Origin of the sequence: Variovorax sp. H27-G14, from assembly GCF_046156345.1 — a bacterium.
Lineage (GTDB): Bacteria > Pseudomonadota > Gammaproteobacteria > Burkholderiales > Burkholderiaceae_C > Variovorax.
In genome coordinates this window covers 1141759-1162374 of sequence record NZ_JAYLVN010000001.1, presented here as the reverse complement: position 1 = coordinate 1162374, position 20616 = coordinate 1141759, and the positions used below count along the sequence as shown (strand labels likewise).

General features: G+C 69.0%; 18 protein-coding genes. 8 read left to right on the top strand and 10 right to left on the bottom strand.

Annotation, left to right across the window (positions count from 1 at the left end):
• Positions 1 to 14: 14 nt before the first annotated feature.
• Positions 15 to 2156, bottom strand: coding sequence for a 3-hydroxyacyl-CoA dehydrogenase NAD-binding domain-containing protein (locus tag VLK31_RS05380; protein ID WP_409167321.1), 2142 nt, complete (start codon positions 2154 to 2156; stop codon positions 15 to 17).
• Between the two features lie 158 nt (positions 2157 to 2314).
• On the opposite strand from VLK31_RS05380, the gene VLK31_RS05375 reads away from it, so the two are divergent.
• Complete coding sequence (locus VLK31_RS05375; RefSeq protein WP_409167320.1) at positions 2315 to 3235, top strand: LysR family transcriptional regulator; 921 nt, start codon at positions 2315 to 2317, stop codon at positions 3233 to 3235.
• A gap of 38 nt (positions 3236 to 3273) precedes the next feature.
• On the opposite strand, the gene VLK31_RS05370 is transcribed toward VLK31_RS05375, so the two are convergent.
• From VLK31_RS05370 to VLK31_RS05360, 3 genes are all read right to left on the bottom strand, one after another.
• Complete coding sequence (locus tag VLK31_RS05370) at positions 3274 to 4704, bottom strand: diguanylate cyclase domain-containing protein (RefSeq protein ID WP_409167373.1); 1431 nt, start codon at positions 4702 to 4704, stop codon at positions 3274 to 3276.
• Between the two features lie 244 nt (positions 4705 to 4948).
• Positions 4949 to 5554: a YbhB/YbcL family Raf kinase inhibitor-like protein gene (locus VLK31_RS05365; RefSeq protein WP_409167319.1), complete on the bottom strand. Its 606-nt coding sequence runs from the start codon at positions 5552 to 5554 to the stop codon at positions 4949 to 4951.
• 23 nt (positions 5555 to 5577) lie between these two features.
• On the bottom strand, positions 5578 to 6024 hold the full coding sequence (locus VLK31_RS05360) for a Rieske (2Fe-2S) protein (protein WP_409167318.1): 447 nt from the start codon (positions 6022 to 6024) through the stop codon (positions 5578 to 5580).
• Positions 6025 to 6082: 58 nt separating this feature from the next.
• Between VLK31_RS05360 and VLK31_RS05355 the strand changes: the two genes are divergently transcribed.
• The 3 genes from VLK31_RS05355 to VLK31_RS05345 all read left to right on the top strand — a co-directional run bounded on the left by VLK31_RS05355 (position 6083) and on the right by VLK31_RS05345 (position 9470).
• Positions 6083 to 7354 carry a putative DNA modification/repair radical SAM protein gene (locus VLK31_RS05355; protein WP_409167317.1) on the top strand — a complete coding sequence of 424 codons (1272 nt, stop codon included), beginning with the start codon at positions 6083 to 6085 and terminating at the stop codon, positions 7352 to 7354.
• 11 nt (positions 7355 to 7365) lie between these two features.
• Positions 7366 to 8895, top strand: coding sequence for a UdgX family uracil-DNA binding protein (locus VLK31_RS05350; RefSeq protein ID WP_409167316.1), 1530 nt, complete (start codon positions 7366 to 7368; stop codon positions 8893 to 8895).
• Between the two features lie 71 nt (positions 8896 to 8966).
• Complete coding sequence (locus VLK31_RS05345; protein ID WP_409167315.1) at positions 8967 to 9470, top strand: ureidoglycolate lyase; 504 nt, start codon at positions 8967 to 8969, stop codon at positions 9468 to 9470.
• Positions 9471 to 9514: 44 nt separating this feature from the next.
• Here VLK31_RS05345 and VLK31_RS05340 read toward each other — a convergent pair whose 3' ends face one another.
• From VLK31_RS05340 to VLK31_RS05315, 6 genes are all read right to left on the bottom strand, one after another.
• A complete protein-coding gene (locus VLK31_RS05340) occupies positions 9515 to 10693 on the bottom strand; it encodes an amidase (RefSeq protein WP_409167314.1) in 1179 nt (392 codons plus the stop codon).
• 50 nt (positions 10694 to 10743) lie between these two features.
• Positions 10744 to 11733, bottom strand: a complete 990-nt coding sequence (locus tag VLK31_RS05335; protein ID WP_409167372.1) for an ABC transporter ATP-binding protein — start codon at positions 11731 to 11733, stop codon at positions 10744 to 10746.
• Between the two features lie 76 nt (positions 11734 to 11809).
• Positions 11810 to 12850 carry an ABC transporter ATP-binding protein gene (locus VLK31_RS05330; protein WP_409167313.1) on the bottom strand — a complete coding sequence of 347 codons (1041 nt, stop codon included), beginning with the start codon at positions 12848 to 12850 and terminating at the stop codon, positions 11810 to 11812.
• Positions 12851 to 13224: 374 nt separating this feature from the next.
• Positions 13225 to 14133 carry an ABC transporter permease gene (locus VLK31_RS05325; protein WP_409167371.1) on the bottom strand — a complete coding sequence of 303 codons (909 nt, stop codon included), beginning with the start codon at positions 14131 to 14133 and terminating at the stop codon, positions 13225 to 13227.
• Between the two features lie 58 nt (positions 14134 to 14191).
• The gene (locus VLK31_RS05320) at positions 14192 to 15145 is read right to left on the bottom strand and encodes an ABC transporter permease (protein ID WP_409167312.1); all 954 of its coding nucleotides are present in this window, start codon (positions 15143 to 15145) and stop codon (positions 14192 to 14194) included.
• A 43-nt stretch (positions 15146 to 15188) separates the two neighbouring features.
• Positions 15189 to 16850, bottom strand: a complete 1662-nt coding sequence (locus VLK31_RS05315) for an ABC transporter substrate-binding protein (protein ID WP_409167311.1) — start codon at positions 16848 to 16850, stop codon at positions 15189 to 15191.
• A 210-nt stretch (positions 16851 to 17060) separates the two neighbouring features.
• Here VLK31_RS05315 and VLK31_RS05310 point away from each other — a divergent pair, with 210 nt between their 5' ends.
• The 4 genes from VLK31_RS05310 to VLK31_RS05295 all read left to right on the top strand — a co-directional run bounded on the left by VLK31_RS05310 (position 17061) and on the right by VLK31_RS05295 (position 20551).
• The gene (locus VLK31_RS05310; protein ID WP_409167310.1) at positions 17061 to 17795 is read left to right on the top strand and encodes a peptidoglycan-binding protein; all 735 of its coding nucleotides are present in this window, start codon (positions 17061 to 17063) and stop codon (positions 17793 to 17795) included.
• 65 nt (positions 17796 to 17860) lie between these two features.
• A complete protein-coding gene (pyrC, locus tag VLK31_RS05305; RefSeq protein ID WP_409167309.1) occupies positions 17861 to 18892 on the top strand; it encodes a dihydroorotase in 1032 nt (343 codons plus the stop codon).
• Positions 18889 to 19767 (top strand): NYN domain-containing protein, encoded by an 879-nt coding sequence (locus VLK31_RS05300; RefSeq protein ID WP_409167308.1) that lies wholly within the window; start codon positions 18889 to 18891, stop codon positions 19765 to 19767. Before pyrC ends, VLK31_RS05300 begins: the two co-directional genes overlap by 4 nt.
• 7 nt (positions 19768 to 19774) lie before the next feature.
• Positions 19775 to 20551: a DUF3025 domain-containing protein gene (locus VLK31_RS05295; protein ID WP_409167307.1), complete on the top strand. Its 777-nt coding sequence runs from the start codon at positions 19775 to 19777 to the stop codon at positions 20549 to 20551.
• Positions 20552 to 20616: the final 65 nt, after the last annotated feature.

The window sequence follows — 20616 nt, the reverse complement described above, 5'->3', positions numbered from 1 at the left end:
TGCTCCTGGGTTCTTTATTCGGATTGATTGAGGCTGGAGAAATCTGCACCGCGTTCGACCAGCTCGACCAGCAGCGGCGATGCCTTCCAGAAGATCGGGTCTTCCTTGGCAAACTCGCGAATGTCGGCCAGCACCTTTGGCAGGCCCACGGTGTCGGCGTACTTCATGGGGCCACCGCGGAAACGCGGAAAGCCGTAGCCATACAGAAAGGTCACGTCCACGTCGAGCGGGCGCAGCGCAATGCGTTGCAGCACCACGTTGGCGCCTTCGTTGACCATGGCGGCCATGTAGCGGCGCATGATTTCTTCTTCGGTGAAGCTGCGCGGCGTGACGCCGGCGCGCACGCGCTCGGCGTCGATGATGGCCAGCACCTCGGGGTCGGGCACGCCGGTGCGCGCGCCTTCGGGGTACAGGTAGTAGCCGCGCTGCGTTTTCTGGCCGAACCAGCCGCGCTCGCAGATGCGGTCGGCAATCTGCACGTAGCGCGCCTGCGGGTCGCGCGTGGCGGCCTTGCGCTTGCGCGTGGCCCAGCCGATGTCGCCGCCGGCCAGGTCGGACACCTGGAACGGGCCCATCGGGTAGCCGAAGTTGCGCACGGCCGCGTCGATCTCGTACGGCGAGGCGCCGTCTTCCACCATGTGGTCGGCCGCCTGGCGGTACACGGCCAGGATGCGGTTGCCGATGAAGCCGTCGCACACGCCGGCGCGCACCGGCACCTTCTTGAGCTTCTTCGCAAGCTCGAAGCCGGTGGCCACCACGTCGGCACTCACCTTGGCGGGCACCACGATTTCCAGCAGCTTCATGATGTTGGCCGGCGAGAAGAAGTGCAGGCCCACCACGTCCTGCGGGCGCGAGATGCTGGCCGCGATCTCGTCGATGTCCAGGTACGAGGTGTTGGTGGCCAGCACCGCACCGCGCTTGCACACGCGGTCGAGTTCGGCGAACACGGCCTTCTTCACGCCCATTTCTTCGAACACGGCCTCGACCACGATGTCGACGTTGGCCAGCGCGTCGTAAGACGTGGCGCCGTTGAAGCGCGCCATCACGGCGGCCTTGGCATCGGGCGTCATGCGGCCCTTGGCGATGAGGCCGTCGTACACCTTCTCGACGTGTTGGCGCCCGCGCGCCAGGCTGGGCTCGTCGCGCTCGATCATGGTCACGGGCATGCCCGCGTCCAGCATCGCCACGGCAATGCCCGCGCCCATGGTGCCGCCGCCCACGATGCCGGCCGATTCCAGCGCGCGCGGCTTGGCGGACTTGGTCTCGGGTGCCTTCAGCACTTCGCGCTCGGCAAAGAAGGCGTGGATCAGGCCGGCGCGCTGCGGGCTGTCGATGCACTGCAGAAACAGCTTGCGTTCCAGCGCCATGCCTTCGTCGAAGGGCAGCGTGAGCGCGCCTTCAACGGCTTCGATGATCTTCATCGGCGAGAACAGGCCGCGGCTTTTCTTGGCGGTGTCGGTGCGCGCGGCTTCCAGGGCGGCGCGGCTGGCGTCGGCGTCGGCCAGGCCGGTGGCTTCGCGGGTGCGGCGCACCGGCGCATTGGCCGCGACCAGCTCTTGCGCGTAGGCCAGGCCTTCGGCGCGTGCGTCGGCGTCGGTGCCCAGGCGGTCGATCAGGCCGAGCGACAGCGCTTCCTTGGCGAGCGCATGGCGCCCGCTGAGCATCAGCTCCAGCGCGGGCTTCACACCGATCAGGCGCGGCGTGCGCTGCGTGCCGCCCGAGCCGGGCAGCAGGCCCAGCGCCACTTCGGGCAGGCCCAGCTTGGCGGTGGGCGAGGCCAGCCGGTAGTGCGCCGACAGCGCCACTTCGAGCCCGCCACCGAGCGCGGCGCCGTGAATGGCGGCCACCACCGGCTTGCTGCAGTTCTCGATCTTCAGGCAGGCCTCGGGCAGCGACGGCGGCTGCGGCGCCTTGCCGAACTCGCGGATGTCCGCGCCGGCAATGAAGTTGCGCCCCGCGCCCACGATCAGCACCGCCTTGGCGGCGCTGTCGGCTTCGGCGGCGTCGATGGCCGCGACAAGGCCGCGGCGCACGTCCACGCCCAGGGCGTTGACGGGCGGGTTGTCGATGGTCACCACGAACACGTCGCCATGGCGCGCGAAGGTGACGGGACCGGAGTTCGAGGACGTGGAAGGGCTGGGAGGTGTGGTGGCCATGTGCTTGTCTCTTGCGTGGCGGGCCCCGCAATGCATGTGCAAGGCGAGGGACCCGGAGGCTCTGGGGGTGAACCCCTCATTCTTTGCCCGTATCCCGGCTTTGACAATTGCATAGACGGTTGACAGACTGTCAAAGAATTTTTGACACAATCGGGCGCATGGACCTGCAATCGCTCACCCTGCTGGTGGAAATACTGGACGCGGGCAACCTGAGCGCGGCCGCACGCCGCCTGAAGATGACCCGCGCCAACGTCAGCTACCACCTGAACCAGCTGGAGCGCTCGGTGGGCGCGCAGCTGGTGCGCCGCACCACGCGGCGCTCCGAGCCGACCGAAATCGGCCTGCGGCTGTACCAGCACGGCGTGGCCATTCAGGGCGAACTGCTGGCCGCGCGCGAGTCGGTCACCGAGCTGGGCCAGGGCCTGCAGGGCCGCGTGCGGCTGAGCGTGCCCAGCGGCTACGGGCAGCTGGTCATGGCCGACTGGCTGCTCGACTTCAAGCGCCAGTTCCCCGGCATCGTGCTGGACGTGGTGTTCGAGAACCGAATCGAAGACCTGCTGCGCGACGAGGTCGACATTGCCATCCGCGTGATTCCGGAGCCGCCGCAGAACCTGGTGGCGCGCGAGATGGGCCCGGTGCGCTATGTGGCTTGCGCGTCGACCGACTACGCCGCCCGGCACCCGCTGCCCACGCAACTGGACGCGCTGCAGGGCGCGCCGGTGGTCACCGCCGCCGTCATCGGCCGGCAGCTGCGCGTGTCGGCCTACCAGGGCGAGACCCGGCGCGAGGTGATCCTGGAGCCGACGCTGATTTCAGAAAACTTCTTGTTCCTGCGCCAGGCCATCCTCGCGGGCCTGGGCATCGGGCTGGTGCCCGACTACGTGGTGCAGGAAGACGTGCGCCGCGGCGACGTGGTGACCACGCTGGACGACTGGCGCCTGAGCATCTTCGGCACGCAGATGTTCATGCTCTACATGCCCAACCGCCAGCACACGCGGGCGATTCGCACGTTCATCGACTTCGTGCTGGAGCGGGTGAAAGGGGAGAAGGAGAGGGCGGGGCCGAACGAGGCGTCATAGCGCCTGGGCTGCCCCCCTTGGCTACCCCCTTCGACTGGCTACGCGCGCCGGTCGATCCCCGTTGTTTCGTAATGCCGCGTCTTGTCTTCGTACATCGCCCGGTCCGCGCGCTGCAGCGCCGCTTCCAGCGACTCCCCCGCATGGCAGGTGGCCAGCCCGATCGCCAGGCTCAGCGCGTGGCCGCTCTGCCCGGCATGGAACTGGTTGTTCATTTCCAGCAGCGTGAGGATGCGCTCGCGCATGGCCTCGGCGCCGCGCTCGTCGGTCAGCGGCAGCAGCACCGCAAACTCGTCGCCGCCGATGCGCGCGGGCCAGGCCGGCGGGTCGACGGCCTTGTCGAGCACCTCGCCCATGCGGCGCAGCAGCGAGTCGCCGGCGGCGTGGCCTTCCTGGTCGTTGAGGTGCTTCAGGCCGTTCAGGTCGATGGCCACGATCGACACCGGCCACGGGCCCTTGCGCGACAGGCGGTTGAGCTCCTCGGAGTAGTAGGTGCGGTTGCACAGCTGCGTGAGCACGTCGTGCTTGCCCAGGTATTCGAGGTAGGCCTCGGCCTTCTTGCGCGCGGTGATGTCCACCAGCGACACCAGCACCAGGTCCCAGGTGTCGAGCCGGTCGTCCTGCACCGCAAACTGCATGTGGATGTTCAGCACCTCGCCCGACAACGCGTAGTTGAGCACCTCGCGGTGCTGCACGGTCTTGCCGTTCCACAGGTCCTGCAGCTGCTCCGCGAAAGACTCGCGCATTTCGTCGCGAAAGATGCGCGACAGGTTGCCCAGCAGGCCCTGCAGGTCGGGCGCGCCGAACATGCGCAGGGTTTCCTGGTTCACGTCGATCACGCGAATCTCCTGCATGCAGCGCGTGACGAACTCTGGGTGCACCTTGATGAAGGTGGCGAAGTCGGTGATGCCGCGCGCGCGGATGTTCTGCATCAGCGTGCGCACGGCGCTGAAGTCTTCCACCCACAGCGACACCGGGGAGCGGTCGAACAGGCTGCGCGCGTAGGTGGCGCTTTCGTCGCGCAGGCGCTGCGCGGCCACGCGCTCGGTGATGTCGTCCAGCGACACCAGCACGCGGTCCCAGCTGTGCTCATGGCCGGGCAGCACGCGGGCACGTACGCGCACGTCGAGCCGGCGGCCGTCCAGCGCGTAGTTGACTGTTTCGCTCTCGAAGGTGAGTTCGCCGCGCCACAGCCGGTCGAGCTCGTGCACCACGGTGGCCGACATGTCGCCGCGGAACACGCGGTCGAGCGCGCCCAGCAGGGTCTCTTGGCTGTCGGCGGCAAAGAGTTTCAGCGTGTGCTGGTTGACCCGCAGCACCTTCAGCAGCGCCATGCAGTCGCTCACGCGCAGGGGGTCTTCGCCCAGGTAGGCCACCAGGTCGGTGACGCCCTCGGCGCGCCAGCCGTCGAGCTTGTGCTTGAGGTCGCTGTAGTCCTCCAGCCAGAGGGAGACGGGCGCCAGGTCGAACATGGCGTCGAGGTCGCCGGGGGTGTAAGGGCCCTGGGAGGCCGTGCTGGCAGTGCTGGGCGTGGAGGCCGGTGAGGCTTGGGCGGTGTCGGGCGCGGCTGCGGGCAAAACCATCGGTGAAGCTTTCGAAGAAGCGGCGGCAGCCATGGCTGCCGCACGCCGGCGAACTGGATGCTTAATTATTACTCGCGCGTTTACATTTTGTGATGCTCTGGCGCCACTTTACGGGCGCCAGGCCGCGCAAGTGTCATCGACTGTAAAGCCCCACCACGCTCTGCCCGCCCAGCGCATGGCCCTTGAGCGCGGCCAGCAGCGGGTCGCGCGCCAGGCCGGCGGGCAGCGCGCCCGGTGCCAGGTCCAACGCCACCACGGTCAGCACGTAGTGGTGCGGCCGGTCGCCCACCGGCGGGCACATGCCGCGGTAGGCCGGCGCGCCGGCCACGTTCGGGCCCATGGTGAAGTTGAAGTTGGAGCCCGCCTGGCCTTCGCCCGCCTTCAGTTCGCCGCGCTCGGCCGCGATGTTGTAGGCCACCCAGTGCGACACGCCCAGGCCGGCACCGCCGTCCGGGTCGAACACCAGCACCGCGACCGACTTGGTCTTGGCCGGCAGGTTGCTCCACGCCACGGGCATCGAAATGTTCTTGCCGCCGCATTCGCCCGCGCCGGCGTGGTCGGCCGGAATCACGCTGTTGTCGGTGAATGCGCTGGAGCTGACGCGCATGCCCGTGTAGGCCTTGCCGCCCGGGCTGCTGCCGCTCGACATGCCGGTGCAGCCCGCCATGAGGCCCGCGAGGGCGAGCGCCGCGGCGGGCAGGGAGAGAGAGTGAAAAAGGGAGTGAAGCTTGTTGCGCATGGAATCTCCTGGAAAGGGTGTTTTCAATCAGCCTGGCCCAGCCACACGCTGCCGTCGGCCCGCGCGTGCACTGCCAGCGGCGTGAGGTGGGCGCCGCGGCAGGGGCCGCCCACGCAGCGGCCGGTGTCGGGCTCGAAGATGGCGCCGTGCCGCGCGCACATCAAAAAGCGGCCCGAGCTCTCGAGCACCTGGCCCTCGAAGTCGAGCGGTCCGCCGGCGTGCGGGCACTGGTTGAGGTACGCATACACACCGCCTTGCCAGCGCACCGCGAAAGCGGGCACGCCGTGGGGTGCGGTGAACTTGCTTGCGAGGCCATCGGCGCTGAGCGTGGCGCAAACCGGGCCGGCGGCGGGTGCCGGGGCGGCGTGATCGGTCGTAGGGGTGGGTGCAGTGGAATCGTCGGACATCTGCCGGGGAGCGTAGCCCAAGGGTCGGGCGCCGCGCAATGTGCCGGCGGTGTGTCTTTTCATGTTCGCTAACCTTTATTGAAAACTGTATATTCATACAGCTTTTCGCCGAAGGACACCCGTGGACATCCAACGCAAACTCGCCATCCTGGCCGACGCCGCCAAATACGACGCCTCCTGCGCGTCCAGCGGCTCGAAGCCGCGCGACTCGCTGGGCGGGCGCGGCATCGGCTCGACCGAAGGGGCCGGCATCTGCCACAGCTACGCGCCCGACGGGCGCTGCATCTCGCTGCTGAAAGTGCTGCTCACCAACCACTGCCAGTACGACTGCCTGTATTGCGTGAACCGTGCGTCGAGCAACGTGCCGCGCGCGCGCTTCAGGGTTGACGAGGTGGTGCAGCTCACGCTGGACTTCTACCGCCGCAACTGCATCGAGGGCCTGTTCCTGTCCAGCGGCATCATCAAGTCGCCCGACCACACCATGGAGCAGGTGGTGGAGGTGGCGCGCGTGCTGCGCGAGGTGCACGACTTTCGCGGCTACGTCCACCTGAAGACCATTCCCGACGCCAGCGACGAGCTGCTGGCGCGCGCCGGGCGCTATGCCGACCGGCTCAGCATCAACGTGGAGATGCCCACCGCCGAAGGCCTGCAGGCGCTGGCGCCGGAGAAGAACGAAAGCGCCATTCGCCGCTCCATGGCGCGGCTGCGCCTGCGCATCGACGACCGGCGCGAGGAGGCGCGCCGCGTGGTGCCCATTCGCGCGCTGCCCGGCGCCTCTGCCACCGCCGCCAAGCCGCCGCCGTTCGCGCCCGCGGGCCAGAGCACGCAGATGATCGTGGGCGCCGACGCCACCGACGACCGCCGCATCCTGGCCTCCAGCGCCACGCTGTACGGCGCCTACAAGCTCAAGCGCGTGTACTACTCGGCCTTCAGCCCCATCCCCGACGCCGCCCGCGCGCTGCCCCTGGTGGCGCCGCCGCTGATGCGCGAGCACCGGCTCTATCAGGCCGACTGGCTCATGCGCTTCTACGGCTTCGAGCACCAGGAGATCGTGGCCGCGCCCGACGGCCTGCTGCGGCTGGACGTCGACCCCAAGCTGGCCTGGGCGCTGGCCCATGCCGAGCGCTTTCCGGTCGACCTGAACCATGCGCCGCGCGAGATGCTGCTGCGCGTGCCGGGGCTGGGCGTGAAGGCGGTCGAGCGGCTGCTGCAGGCCCGGCGCGTGCGCCGGGTGCGCGCCGACGACCTGCGTCGGCTGCATGTGCCAGCGCGCAAGGTGCTGCCGTTCGTGGTGGCCGACGGGCACCGGCCGGCTCCGGGCGCCATGGCCGCCACGGCGCCGGTGGCGGGCCCGTCACTGGATGTGCGGGCCGCGCAGGCCTCGCTGTTCTGAGCAAGACGGCCATGCGCATTCGGCTCGACAACCCGATCGATCTCGACGCCTTTCGCCGCCATGCGCGGCAGTTGCTGGCCAGCGGCGTGCCGCCGGACCATGTCGAATGGAGCGAGGGGCCCGCGGGCGACGGGGCGGGCGACTTGTTCGGCGATGCCGATGGCACCGGCGGCACCGACAACCGCATGCCGACACCCGTGCCCAGCGCCGCGCGCCATCCCGTGCCCGCGTCCTTCGTCGCGCTGTGCGCCGACGTGATCCTGCACCGCGACGCGCAACGCTTCACGCTGCTGTACCGGCTGCTCTGGCGCCTGGCCCACGAGCCCGCCCTGCGCCACGACCCGATTGATGCCGACATGCTGCAGGCGCAGTTGATGGCCAAGGCCGTGCACCGGGACATCCACAAGATGCGCGCCTTCGTGCGTTTCACGCGGGTGGGGGATGGGGGGGATGCGGGGGATGCGGGGGAGGGAGGGGCAGGCGATGTGGCGGAGGGCGGCGCGAGCGGCGAACGCCACGTCGCCTGGTTCGAGCCCGACCACCACATCGTCGAGGCCAATGCGCCTTTCTTCGTGCGCCGCTTCGCGCAGATGCGCTGGGCCATCCTCACGCCGGAGCGGTGCGTTGAATGGGACGGGCAGGCGCTGTCTTTCCGCGCGGGGGCCGACCGCCGCGAGAAGCCGCCGCCCGACGCGGGCGAGCAGCTCTGGCTGACCTACTACGAGCACATCTTCAACCCCGCGCGCCTGAAGCTCGCGATGATGCGGCGCGAGATGCCGCGCCGCTACTGGCACAACCTGCCGGAGGCCGCGCTCATTCAGCCGCTGGCCGATGCGGCGCAGGCGCGCAGCCAGTCGATGATCGACGCCCCCGCCACGCCCGCGCGCCGCATTCGCGCACCGCTGCTGCTGCACCCGGTGCAGCCCGAAGGCGTGGCGCCGGCCGACCTGGGTGCGTTGCGCGCCGCCGCCCACGCCTGCCGCGCCTGCCCCATCGGCGCGCTGGCCACGCAGGCCGTGTGCGGCGAAGGGCCGGTGGGCGCGGGCCACATGCTGGTGGGCGAACAACCGGGCGACCAGGAAGACCTGACCGGCCGCCCCTTCGTCGGCCCTGCAGGCCAGCTGCTCGACCGCGCGATGGCGCAGCTGGGCTGGGCACGCGAGAGCGTGTACCTGGCCAACGCCGTCAAGCATTTCAAGTACGAGCTGCGCGGCAAGCGCCGCATTCACAAGACCGCCGGCCAGCGCGAGGCCGAGGCGTGCGCGCACTGGCTCGACAGCGAAATCTCGCTGGTGCGGCCGCAGGCGCTGGTGGCGCTGGGCGCCACCGCCGCGCGCGCCTTGCTCGGGCGTGCCGTGGCGGTGCAAGCCGAGCGCGGCGCATGGCTGCACGAGCGCGCTGATGGATTGCCGGTGTTCGTCACGCTGCACCCGTCGGCGCTGCTGCGCCTGCCCGACAGCGACCGCGCCGCGGCCTATGCGCAATGGCTGGGCGACCTGGAGCGCGCGCGCGGCACGGTTTCTGCTGCGACTGCGGAATGAATGACGATGCGCTGTCAGCCGGCACCATCCCGCACCACACCTCGCGAAACGACTCGCACGACACCTCGCACATGACCCCGCTTCTCGCCCAGCCCCTCACACCCGAAGCCTTCGCGCCGTTCGGCACCGTGATCGCCGTGCCCGCCGGCGAGGGCCGTGCCATCAACGGCGGCAATGCACAGCGTTTCGATCTGCTCGGCGACCTGCAGCTGGGCGCCGACGGCGGCCGGCCCGCGCTCGCGCTGTTTCGTGCGCAGGCGCGGCGTTTTCCGCACACCTTCACCGAGATGGAACGGCACGCGTTGGGCAGCCAGACCTTCGTGCCGCTGGGCGAGCGCCGCTTCGTCATCGTGGTGGCGCGCGCCGGCCAGGCACCCGTGTCGGCTGGCGAGCTGTCGGCCTTCGTCACCGACGGGCATCAGGGCGTGGTGCTTGCGCCCGGCACCTGGCACCACGCGCTGCTGGCGGTCGATGCGGGCGATTTCGTGGTGATCGAGCGCGCCGCGCAGGCGGTCGATTGCGACGTCTGCCAGTTGCAGGCGCCCGCTGTGGTGGCGCCCCGCGAGGCGCTGTAGCCCCAAGGGCAGGCGCGCACCTTCAGTCGCCAATCTGCAGCGCGCTAGGCCGCGATGCGTTCAGCCAACGCAATCAACGACCGGTCCGACCCCGCCGGCCCCAGCAGCGAGATGCCCAGCGGCGCGCCGTCGCGCATCGCCAGCGGCATCGACAGTTGCGGAAAGCCCGCCAGCCCCGCGATGCACAGCAGCCGGATCGCGCGGTTGCGGTAGTCCTCCAGCGACGCCTCGCTGTCGCTGCGCAGCGGCGCGATGTCGGGCATGGACGGCATCAGCAGCACGCCGTCGTCGCCCAGCAGGGCCGCCAGGTGCGCGCGGAATGCGGTGCGAAAAGTGCGCGCGGCTGCCACCTGTGCGTCGGTCACTTCGCGCGACCAGGCAAAGCGCTCGGCCACGCCCGGGCCCAGCGGCGGCGCATAGCGCTCGATCAGCGGCCCGTCGGTGAGCCAGGCCTCGCGCGACTGCAGGTAGCGAAAGTTCCAGTACATCGCGTCGAAGGATTCAAGCGCGACGGTGGTGGTCTGCGCGGGACCGAAGAGCGCTTGCACGCGCTCGGCCGCGCCCTGGAGCGCATCGGCGGCCGCGGGCACGGCCAGCGCCCACACATCGTCGGGCCGCAGCAGGCGCACGCGTGCGGCCAGCGGCGCGGTGTCGGCGCCCAGCAGCACGTCGGCCACGCGCGCGAAGGTGCCGACGTCGCGCGCGAACCAGCCGCAGGTGTCGAAGCTGGGCGCAAGGTCGAGCGCGCCTTCCAGGCTCACGCGGCCGTGCGTGGGGCGAAGGCCGAACAGGCCGCAGTGGTTGGCCGGCGCGCGCACCGAGCCGCCGGTGTCGGTGCCCAGCGCAAAGTCGCACAGGGCCGACGACACGGCCGACGCCGAGCCAGAAGAACTGCCGCCCGTGATGCGGTCCTTGGCCGCGCCGTTGATCGGCGCGCCGAAGTGCGCGTTGTTGCCGTTCATCGAGAACGCGAGCTCGTCGGTCACGGTCTTGCCCGCAAAGCGCGCGCCCGCGTCGAGCAGCTTCTGCACTGTGGGCGCGGTTCGCGTCTTGATGCCCGACATCGCCAGCACGATCGGGTTGCCACCGCCCGTGGGGTAGCCCGCCACGTCGAACAGGTCCTTGGCGGCAAAGCTCAGGTCGGCCAGCGGGCCGGTGGCCGCGCGCGGCACCGGTGCGTCGGGGTAGGGAACGAAGGCGTGGGCGGGGTCGTGCAGGGGCATGGCGATGAAGAGGTGGTGGAGCCGCAAGCGTAAGCGGTCGAGCGGCGTGTTCAGGCGACGAGCACCGGCGCCATGGCGGCGGCCGCGTCGGTATGGATGCAGCGCACGCGGTGCTTCGGCGCCAGCTCCACCAGCGGCGGCTGGGCCGCGCGGCAGGCGTCGGTGGCGAGTGCGCAGCGTTCGGCAAATGCGCAACCGGGCGGCAGCGCGGACAGGTCGGGCGGCGCGCCGCCGATGGTCTCCAGCCGCGTGCCGCGCGCCAGTGCGCCGTGGGCGCGGCTCTTCAGCAGGGCGATGGTGTACGGATGGCGCGGCGAGCGAATCAGCTCGCGCGCCGTGCCTTCCTCCACGATGCGGCCCGCGTACATCACCGCAATGCGGTCGGCCACTTCCACGGCCGCGCCGATGTCGTGCGTGACGAAGATCACCGACAGCCCCAGGTCGCGCTGCAGCTCGCGCAGCAGCAGCAATATCTGGATCTGCACCGTGGCGTCGAGCGCGGTGGTGGGCTCGTCGGCCAGCAGCAGCTGGGGCTTGCAGGCCAGTGCCAGCGCGATCATGGCGCGCTGGCGCATGCCGCCCGACATTTCGTGCGGGTAGGCCTGCAGCCGCCGCTCGGGGCTGGGAATGCGCACGCGCTCGAACAGCGCCAGCGCGCGCTGCTGCGCCTCGGCCCGGCCCACGGGCTCATGCCGGCGGATCGATTCGACGATTTGCGCGCCCACCGTGTACACCGGGTCGAGGGCCAGCAGCGGCTCCTGAAAGATCATCGAGGCGACCTTGCCGCGAAAGTCGGCCAGCTCGCGCTGCGACATCGCAAGCACGTCGCGCCCGGCCACCTGCACCGTGCCGCCCATGCGGGTGCGGCGCTCGGGGTGCAGGCGCAGCAGGGTGCGCATGGTCACGCTCTTGCCCGAGCCCGATTCGCCGATCAGCGCAACCACCTCGCCGCGCTGCACCTCCAGGCTCACGCCGCTCACCGCGTGCACCGGCTTGCGCCCGCCGCTGAAGGTGACGCTGAGGTCGCGCAGGTGAACCATGGGGTCGGTGCTCATTGAAAAACCTCCATGCCGTGTGTTGCGTTGCGCGCTTGCTGGGTGCGCCTTGGTGCGGCGTTCATGCGGCCTGCCTGCGTGGCGACGAAGCCATCGGGTGGCCGCTGCCGGGCTCCAGCACCAGGCAGCTTGCCGCATGCTGCGCGCCGGTGGCGATGCGCTCTGGCACGACCCGGCTGCACACGGGGGCGGCCAGCGCGCAGCGCGGGTGAAAGCGGCAGCCCGAGGGCGGGTTGATGGGGTTGGGCGGGTCGCCCGCGAGCGCGGCTTCTTCGGTGCGGTTGTCGGGATCCATCGAGGGCATGGAGGACAGCAGTGCGCGGGTGTAGGGGTGCGCGGGCGCTTCGTACAGCGCGTCGGCCGGGCCAATTTCTGCCACTTGCCCCAGGTACATGACCATGACGCGGTCGCTCACGTAGCGCACCACGTTCAGGTCGTGGCTAATGAACACGTAGGTGAGGCCAAACTCGGTTTTCAGGTCGAGCAGCAGGTTGATGACCTGGGCCTCCACGGATTTGTCGAGCGCGGAAACGGCCTCGTCGAGGATGACCATGCGTGGCTGCAGTGCGAGCGCCCGCGCGATGTTGACGCGCTGGCGTTGGCCGCCGGACAGTTCATGCGGATAGCGTTCGGCAAACCGTTCGGGTGCCAGCCCCACGCGTGCCAGCAGGTCGCGCGCCCGCGCCACCGATTCGCGTCGCGGCACGCCGTGCACCTGGGGGCCGAAGGCGATGGAGTCTTCGATGGTGAGGCGTGGGTTGAGGGAGGCGTAGCTGTCCTGAAACACCATCTGTACCTGGCGGCGAAACTCTTTGAGCGGCAGGTCGCGGCTGCCGACTTCGCGTCCGTCGAACACGACTTCGCCGCGTGTGGGTGCGATGAGTTGCATGAGCAGGCGCGCGGTGGTCGACTTGCCGCAGCCCGATTCGCCGACGACGCCGAGTGTTTCGCCTTTGATCACTTCGAAGTCGACGCCGTCCACCGCCCGCACCACGCCGCCGCCCCGTCCCAGTGGGTCTTTTTTCAGGGGGAAGTGTTTGACCAGGCCGGTGACTGTGAGCAGGGGCTGGGCGGGGCCGCCTATGTCTTTCAGCGTGTCCATTTGTTCGGGGCTCTTGTTGTTGCGGTTGCTTGCTGTTGTTTTTGGCGTTGTTGTTCAGGGCGGGTGCACAGGCCGCCGGGTGCTCCCCTCCGCGAATGTCCCCCGGGGCTGCGCCCCTCCTCCTTTATTTCGCTGCGGGGAGCACCCGACGCCCTGTGCACCTGGACACGCTGCTGGTGTTCCGCCGATCAACCACTGCTCCGCATAACGCTCGTGAGGGTGGGGTGCCTTGCGCAGCGAAATAAAGGAGGAGGGCGAAGCCCGGGGGACATTCGCGGAGCAAGGTACCCCGCCCTCGCGGGCGCGCCCTGAACAGCAACGGTCGACACCACCACCACCACCACCCTTCGATGGGAAGAACAGGGCACCCAATTTCATCCCTTGTTGTCCATCGCAGAACGCAACCCGTCCGACAGGATGTTGAACGAAATCGACGTGATGAAAATCATCGCCCCCGGCAACGCCGCCACCCAGGGCTGCACGTAGATCGCGGTGCGCAACGTGTTCAGCATCAGGCCCCACTCCGGCTCGGGTGGCTTCACGCCCAGGCCCAGAAACGACAGACCCGATGCCAGGATCATCGACACCGCAATCAGGCTGGTCGCGTACACGAAGATCGGGCCCAGCACATTGCCCAGCACATGCACCCGCACGATGGTGAACGGGCCGGCACCCGACGCGCGCGCCGCCTCCACATAGTCACGCGTGCGCACCTGCGTGGTCACGCTCTCGGCCACGCGCGCAATCTGCGGAATGAACACGATGGTCAAAGAGATCAACGAATTGACCACGCCCGCGCCCAACGTGCCCGACAGCGCAATGGCCAGCAGCACCGACGGGAAGGCGTAGAACACGTCGATGGTGCGCATGATCAACGTGTTGACGATGCCGCCCGCGTAACCCGCGACGATGCCGATCATCGTGCCGAAAACGAAGGCGCACAGCACCGGCGTGATGCCGATGAACAACGACAGCCGCGCCCCCACGATCAACCGCGACAGCATGTCGCGGCCCAGCTCGTCGCTGCCCAGGGGCAAGCCCTGGGTGCCGATGGGCTTCAGGCGCTTGAGCATCGACGCCTGGTAGGGGTCGGACGGCGCGATCCACGGGCCGAACAGGGCCAGCGCGATCAGCACCAACACCACCACGGCGGCACCCACGGCCACCGGGTCGCGGCGCAAGCGCAACCACACCGAGGCCCAGTAGCCGCGCGAGCGATGCAGGGGCTGTGGCGTGGCGCCGGGGGGAGTGGAGTCGGTAGAGGAAGCGAGCACGGTGGACATGGTGGACACGGTGGACATGAGGGGTGCCTTGTTCTTTTTGTTTTTCGTGTTCTTCTTTTCAGGCTCGCGCAATGCGTGGGTCCAGCAGGGTCTGAAGCACATCGACCAGCAGGTTGAGCAGCACGAAGAACAAGGCCAGCACCAGAATCGTTCCTTGCAGCAGCGGCAGGTCGCGCTGGAAGATGGCGGAGTTCAGCAAGAAGCCGGTGCCGGGCCAGGAGAACACGGTCTCTATCAGGATCGAGCCGCCCAGCAGGTAGCCCAGCTGCAGCCCCATCACCGCCAGCGCGGTGGGCGCGGCGTTCTTCATCATGTGGCGGAACACGCCCAGGTGCGTGAGGCCCTTGGCGCGCAGGCCCACGATGAACTCCTGGTCGAGGATGTCGGCGACCAGCGCACGCACCGTGCGCGCGATGATGCCCATGGGAATCACCGACATGGTGAGCGCCGGCAACAAGAGGAACTGCAGGTGCTCCCAGTTCCAGGCCCAGTCGCCCGAGCCGCTGGGGCCCGCGCCGGTGGCGGGCAGCCACATGAGCTGCGACGAGAACACGATGACCATCACCATGCCCAGCCAGTAGTGCGGCACGCTCACGCCCAGCACCGAGAGCATGGAGGCGAAGCGGTCGACCCACGAGCCACGAAAGTAGCCCGCCACAAAGCCGAACAGGCAGCCCAGCACAAAGCCGATGAAGGTGGCCACCACGGCCAGGCGCAGCGTGTTGCCCACGGCGGTGAACACCTCGCCGGCCACCGCGCGGTTGCTTGCGATGGACGTGCCCAGGTCGCCGTGCAGCGCCCGCCACAGCCACATGGCGAACTGCTCGGGCAGCGAACGGTTGAAGCCGTAGAGCTCGCGCAACTGGGCCTGCAGCTCGGCCGATGCATCGGGCGGCAGGATAGACACCAGCGGGTCGCCCGGCGCAATGTGCACGAGCAAGAAGCACACGAGCGCCACGCCGATCATGATCGGCACGGCGTAGATCACGCGGCGCAAAAGGTAGGCGAGCATGGGGCGGCTGGCGCGTGGCTGGCTTGCTTTCTGCTGGAAGCGCTCAGTCCATCGTCACGGTCGCGATGTCGATGAACCAGCTCTTGGGCTGCACCACGTTCTTCACCTTGGCCGACAGCGCGCGCGGGCCCACGTCGTGGGCAATCCAAACGAACGGCGCGTCGTCCACGATGTACGAATGCAGCTTGGCCAGCGCCACGTCGCGCGCCTTGTCGTCGAAGCTGGTGCGAGCATCGGCCACCAGCTTGTCGACCTCGGGGTTGCCGTAGTAGCCCCAGTTGTTCGACACCGGCGGAAAGGCCTTGGTGCTCACGAAGCGCACCATGGCAAAGAACGGGTCCATGGCCGCGAAGCTGATGTTGACCGCGTTGGCGCCGTTGGCCGACGGGTCTTTCGCGCCCTTGCGCCAGTTGGTGAACAGCGTGTTCCATTCGATCACGTCGAACTGCACGTCGAAGAAGCACTGCTTGAGCGACTGCTGCGCAAACTCGTTCATCGGCAGCGGCTGCATCTGGCCCGAGCCCGAGGCCGAAATCTGCACCTTCACCTTGATGGGCTTGGCCGCCGAGTAGCCGGCCTGCGTCATGAGCGCCTGCGCGGCCTTCACGTCGTAGCGAATGTCGAAGGTGGGCTTGCCGAACCACGGGTGGCCCGGCGGCACGGTGCCCTTGGGCTCGGCCATCATGCCGCCCAGCAGCTGCTTCATGCCGCCGCGGTCGATGCACAGGTTGGCCGCCTGGCGCACGCGCTTGTCCAGCCAGGGCGAGCCCTCCACGAACGAGAGCTGCCACGGCCACACATGCGGCTGCGCGTTCGAATAGATCTTGAAGCCGCGCTGCGTGATCTGCGCCATGGCGTCGGGCGAGGGCGCCTCGATCCAGTCGACCTGCCCGCCCAGCAGCGCGGCGGTGCGCGCGTTGGCTTCGGGCATGGGGATCATCACCACCTTGTCGATCTTCGGCACGCGCTTGGGGTCCCAGTAGGCCTTGTTGGCGGCCAGCTCCAGGCGCTCGCGTGCCACGAAGCGCGTGACCTTGAACGGGCCCGAGCCCGACGGGTCGGCCGCAAAGGCGGTCCAGGCGGCCTTGGCCTTGTCGGCGGGTGAGGCGCCGGCGGCGGCGTCGAACTTCTTCTGCCAGTGCGCGGGCGACGCCATGAACAGGTTCGACAGGTTGATCGGCAAAAAGGCATCGGGCTCGCTGGTGACCAGCTCCACCGTCATGTCGTCGATCTTGCGCGCCGAGCGCAGCGTGGGCATGCGCGAGGCGGTCACGCCGACCTGGCTGGGGTCGAACTGCGGGGCGTCCTTGTCGAGCACCTTCTGCACGTTCCACACCACGGCGTCGGCGTTGAAGGCCGAGCCGTCGTGAAACTTGACGCCGGGGCGCAGCTTGAAGACCCACTTGGTCTTGTCTTTCGCGTCCACAGCCCAGGCGGTGGCCACGCCGGGAATCAGCACACTGGGCGCGTCGGCCTTGGACAGGTCCCACTGCGTGAGCGAGTCGTAGATGGGAATGCCGGTGAAGCGGTTGCCCTCGAAGCCCTGGTCGGGCTGGCCCAGCGTGCGCGGAATGTCGGCCGCCGTCATGGCGATGCGCAGTGTTTTCTCCTGCGCCATGGCGCCGGGGGCGGCCAGCATCAGGGTGGCGAGCGCCGCGCAGGCGGCCAGGGGTTTCAGGAATAGGGCGGGGGCGGCACGCTTCACATGGAACTCCGTTGGATGGCGGGAGAAAAAGGCTCCGAGCCACCGGTGACGCACGATATGTGCCAGCGGCTGAAACCGTTCGCCTCGCCGCCACGTACAACTTCCGGCTGCTACGCCATCCGGCGAATAGACGCCCCGCCACGGGGTTTTGACAATGCAGACGCTCGTATTCCAAAAGCCGCGATTCATGCGCAAGAAGAAAGCACGCCGATGATCACGATGAAACAGGGTTGGCGCGGAGCCGACGTTCGCCGCCTGCAGGAGGCGCTGAACCGCAAGCTGTCGCCCAGCCCCGCGCTGGTTGCCGACGGCGACTACGGCCCGCGCACCCGCGCCGCCGTGCTGCGCCTGCAGGCCGCGCACTGGCTGGTGGAAGACGGCGAGGCCGGCCCCTGCACGCAGAACGTGGCGTTCGACGGCGAGCGCGAAGCGCCCATCCTGCACCCCGTGGCGCTGATCCCGCCGCCGGAGGCCGCGCTGTGCTGGGCCGCCGGCATCGCAATGATGACGCGCTCCACCGTGCGGGCGGTGCTGGCGCGCACGCCCGACGACCTGCTTGCCACCGACGGCGCGCTGCAGCCCTTCGGCGACACCCATGGCGACAGCAACCCCTTGCAAGGCGGCGCGCGCTTTGCGCAGGCGCATGGGCTGAAGGTGCGTGCGCCCTCGCCGTGGTCGCTCAAGTCGCTGCGCGCCGCGCTGCAGGAAGGGCCGGTCATGCTCGACATGCTGTGGGGCCCCAAGGGCTATGCGCAGGGGGCAGGGCGGCCGGGCCACACGGTGGTGCTCGCCGGCATTCGTGGCGACTGCGACCCGAGCGGGCGCGGCACCACCCTGCGCGTGCTCGACCCCTGGCCGCCGAAAAAGGGCGCGCGCCGCTCGGTCAATTTCCACAAGTGGGTGCAGGCCGCGAGCTCGCGCACCTGCCGCGTGTTCCTGGGCTGAGCCGCACCGACGCACGCCGCGCACGCAGTGTGTGCCGCAGGGCCGATGCGACAATCGCCCCCGCCATGACAGACACCCTCACGATCACCCGCCCCGACGACTGGCACCTGCACGTGCGCGATGGCGCCGCCCTCGAAGCCGTCGTTCCCCACAGCGCCCGCCAGTTCGGCCGCGCGCTGATCATGCCCAACCTGCGTCCCCCCGTGACCACCGCCGCGCAGGCGCTGGCCTATCGCGACCGCATCCTTGCCGCCGTGCCCGAAGGCATGGCCTTCGAGCCCGTGATGTCGCTGTACCTCACCGACAAGCTGCCGCCCGAAGAAATTGCGCTGGCCGCCCAGGCCGGCGTGCGCGCACTCAAGCTCTACCCGGCCGGCGCCACCACCAACAGCGATGCCGGCGTGACCGACATCCGCAACACCTACAAGACGCTGGAGGCCATGCAGAAGCACGACCTGCTGCTGCTGGTGCACGGCGAGGTGACCGACCCCGCCATCGACCTGTTCGACCGCGAAGCCGTGTTCGTCGACCGGGTGATGATTCCGCTGCGCCGCGACTTCCCCGAACTGAAGGTGGTGTTCGAGCACCTCACCACCAAGGAAGGCGCCCACTACGTGCGCGATGCCGACCGCTTCACTGCCGCCACCATCACCGCGCACCACCTGCTGTACAACCGCAACGCCATCTTCACCGGCGGCATTCGCCCGCACTACTACTGCCTGCCCGTGCTCAAGCGCGAGACGCACCGCGTGGCGCTGGTCGAGGCGGCCACCAGCGGCAGCGACCGCTTCTTTCTGGGCACCGACAGCGCGCCGCACCCGGCGCACCTGAAGGAACACGCATTGGGCTGTGCCGGCTGCTACACCGCGCTCACCGCCATCGAGCTGTACGCGGAAGCCTTCGACAGCGTGAACGCGCTCGACAAGCTCGAAGGCTTCGCAAGCTTTCACGGCCCCGACTTCTACGACCTGCCGCGCCACACCGACACCATCACGCTCAAGCGCGAAAGCTGGACCGTGCCCGAAACCGTGCCGTATGGAGAAGCCACGCTCAAGCCCTTGCGCGGCGGCGAAACGATGAACTGGAAACTCGCATGAACCCCACGCCGCGCGTGATGCTGCTGATCGACGCCGACAACGTCTCGGCCGATGTGATCGAGCAGGCCGTGCAGCGCACGATGGACGACTACGGCGCCATCCACGTGCGCCGCGCCTACTGCAACGCCGAGATGGCGGTGAACCGGCAGGCCATGTTCAAGCGGCTGTCGGTGCGCCCGATGGTGAACCTGTCGACCGGCAAGAACAGCACCGACATCGCGCTGGCCGTGGACGCCATCGACCTGGTGATCGACGAGCGCCCCGACGTGGTGGTGCTGGTGTCGTCCGACTCCGACTTCGCACCGCTGGTGATCCGGCTGCGCGAAAAGGGCTGCCGCGTGTGCGGCATCGGCCAGCAGGGCAAGACGGGCGAGGAAACGATCGGCATCTACGACGCGTTCATCGACCTCGAGCACCATGGCGTGAAGCCGGCGGTGCGCACTGCAGCTGCCAAAAAGACCGCCACCGGGACCGCCACGAGGACTGACACGAAGGCCGACACCAAGACGGTGGCCGCCAAGACACCGCGCACCAGACGCGCGGCGGCGGAACCTGCCGCGGCACCGGCCGCCAGGAAGACCGCCACCAAGACCCCCGCCCGCAAGACGACGGCGCGCACCACCAAGGCCGCGCAAGCGCCGCAGGCACCGCAGAAGCCGCCACCCTCCGAAGCCGCCGAATTCATCCTGCAGGCCGCGCCCGCCCTGCGCGGTGGCAACGACGTGCCGCTCAACGACGTGGCCAAGGCGCTGCGCACCGCCGGCCTGCTCGGCAAGCACGGCAGCTCGCTCAAGCTGTTCGACAAGCTCACGGCGGAGTTCGTGGTGATGCAGCACCCTGACCGCATCCGCTGGACGGGTGCCCCCGCGTCTTGACTCTGCCTTGACCCTGGCGGTGATCGACTGGGCGCAGCCCTGGCTGGCGCCCTATCGCACCCCCGGCGAGGCGGCGGCGCAGGCCGCGCGCCACGCCTCGGTGGCCGCCGCGCTGCAAGGCGTGAAGCCGGCCGCCTCGCCCGACTTCGTGCGCCAGGGTGCGCTGGCCGCGGGGCAGGCCAGCGAAGCCTTCGGCGCTTTCGAAGCCTACGAATCGCACATCTTCCACACCCGCACCGTGCCCACGCGCGACAACCTGCACGACTTCTTCAACGGGCTCGTGTGGCTTGCGTTCCCGCAGGCCAAGCGCCACCTCAATGAACTGCAGGCGAGCGAGATCGCACGCAGCGGTGTCGGGGCCGTGCGCGGACCGCTGCGCGACGCGATCACCCTGTTCGACGAGAACGGCGCGCTGCTCAATGCACCGCCCGCGCTGTGGCGGGCGCTGGTGGCGCGCGACTGGCATGCGCTGTTCGTCACGCAGCGCGGCCTGTGGCGCGAAGCACGCCTGCTGCTGTTCGGCCACGCGCTGCTCGAAAAACTGGTGACGCCGCGCAAGCCGATCACGGCGCACGTGCTGCTGCCGTATGACCTGAACGCACCGCCGGCCTTCGATGACGCGGCAGTGGCAAAGAATTTCGATGCGGACCGGCTTCGAACAAAGCCTTTCGTACCGCTTCCGGTGCTCGGCGTGCCGGGCTGGTGCGCTGAAAATACAGCGGCATCTTTCTACGCCGACGCGGGGGTCTTCCGGCCTTTGCAGAAGAACGCCTTGCCGGCGTAGGTTTCGCGGGCTCGGGAGGGCCCGGCGCAGCGCGTGCACCGCACGCGGACTGCAATTCAATTTCA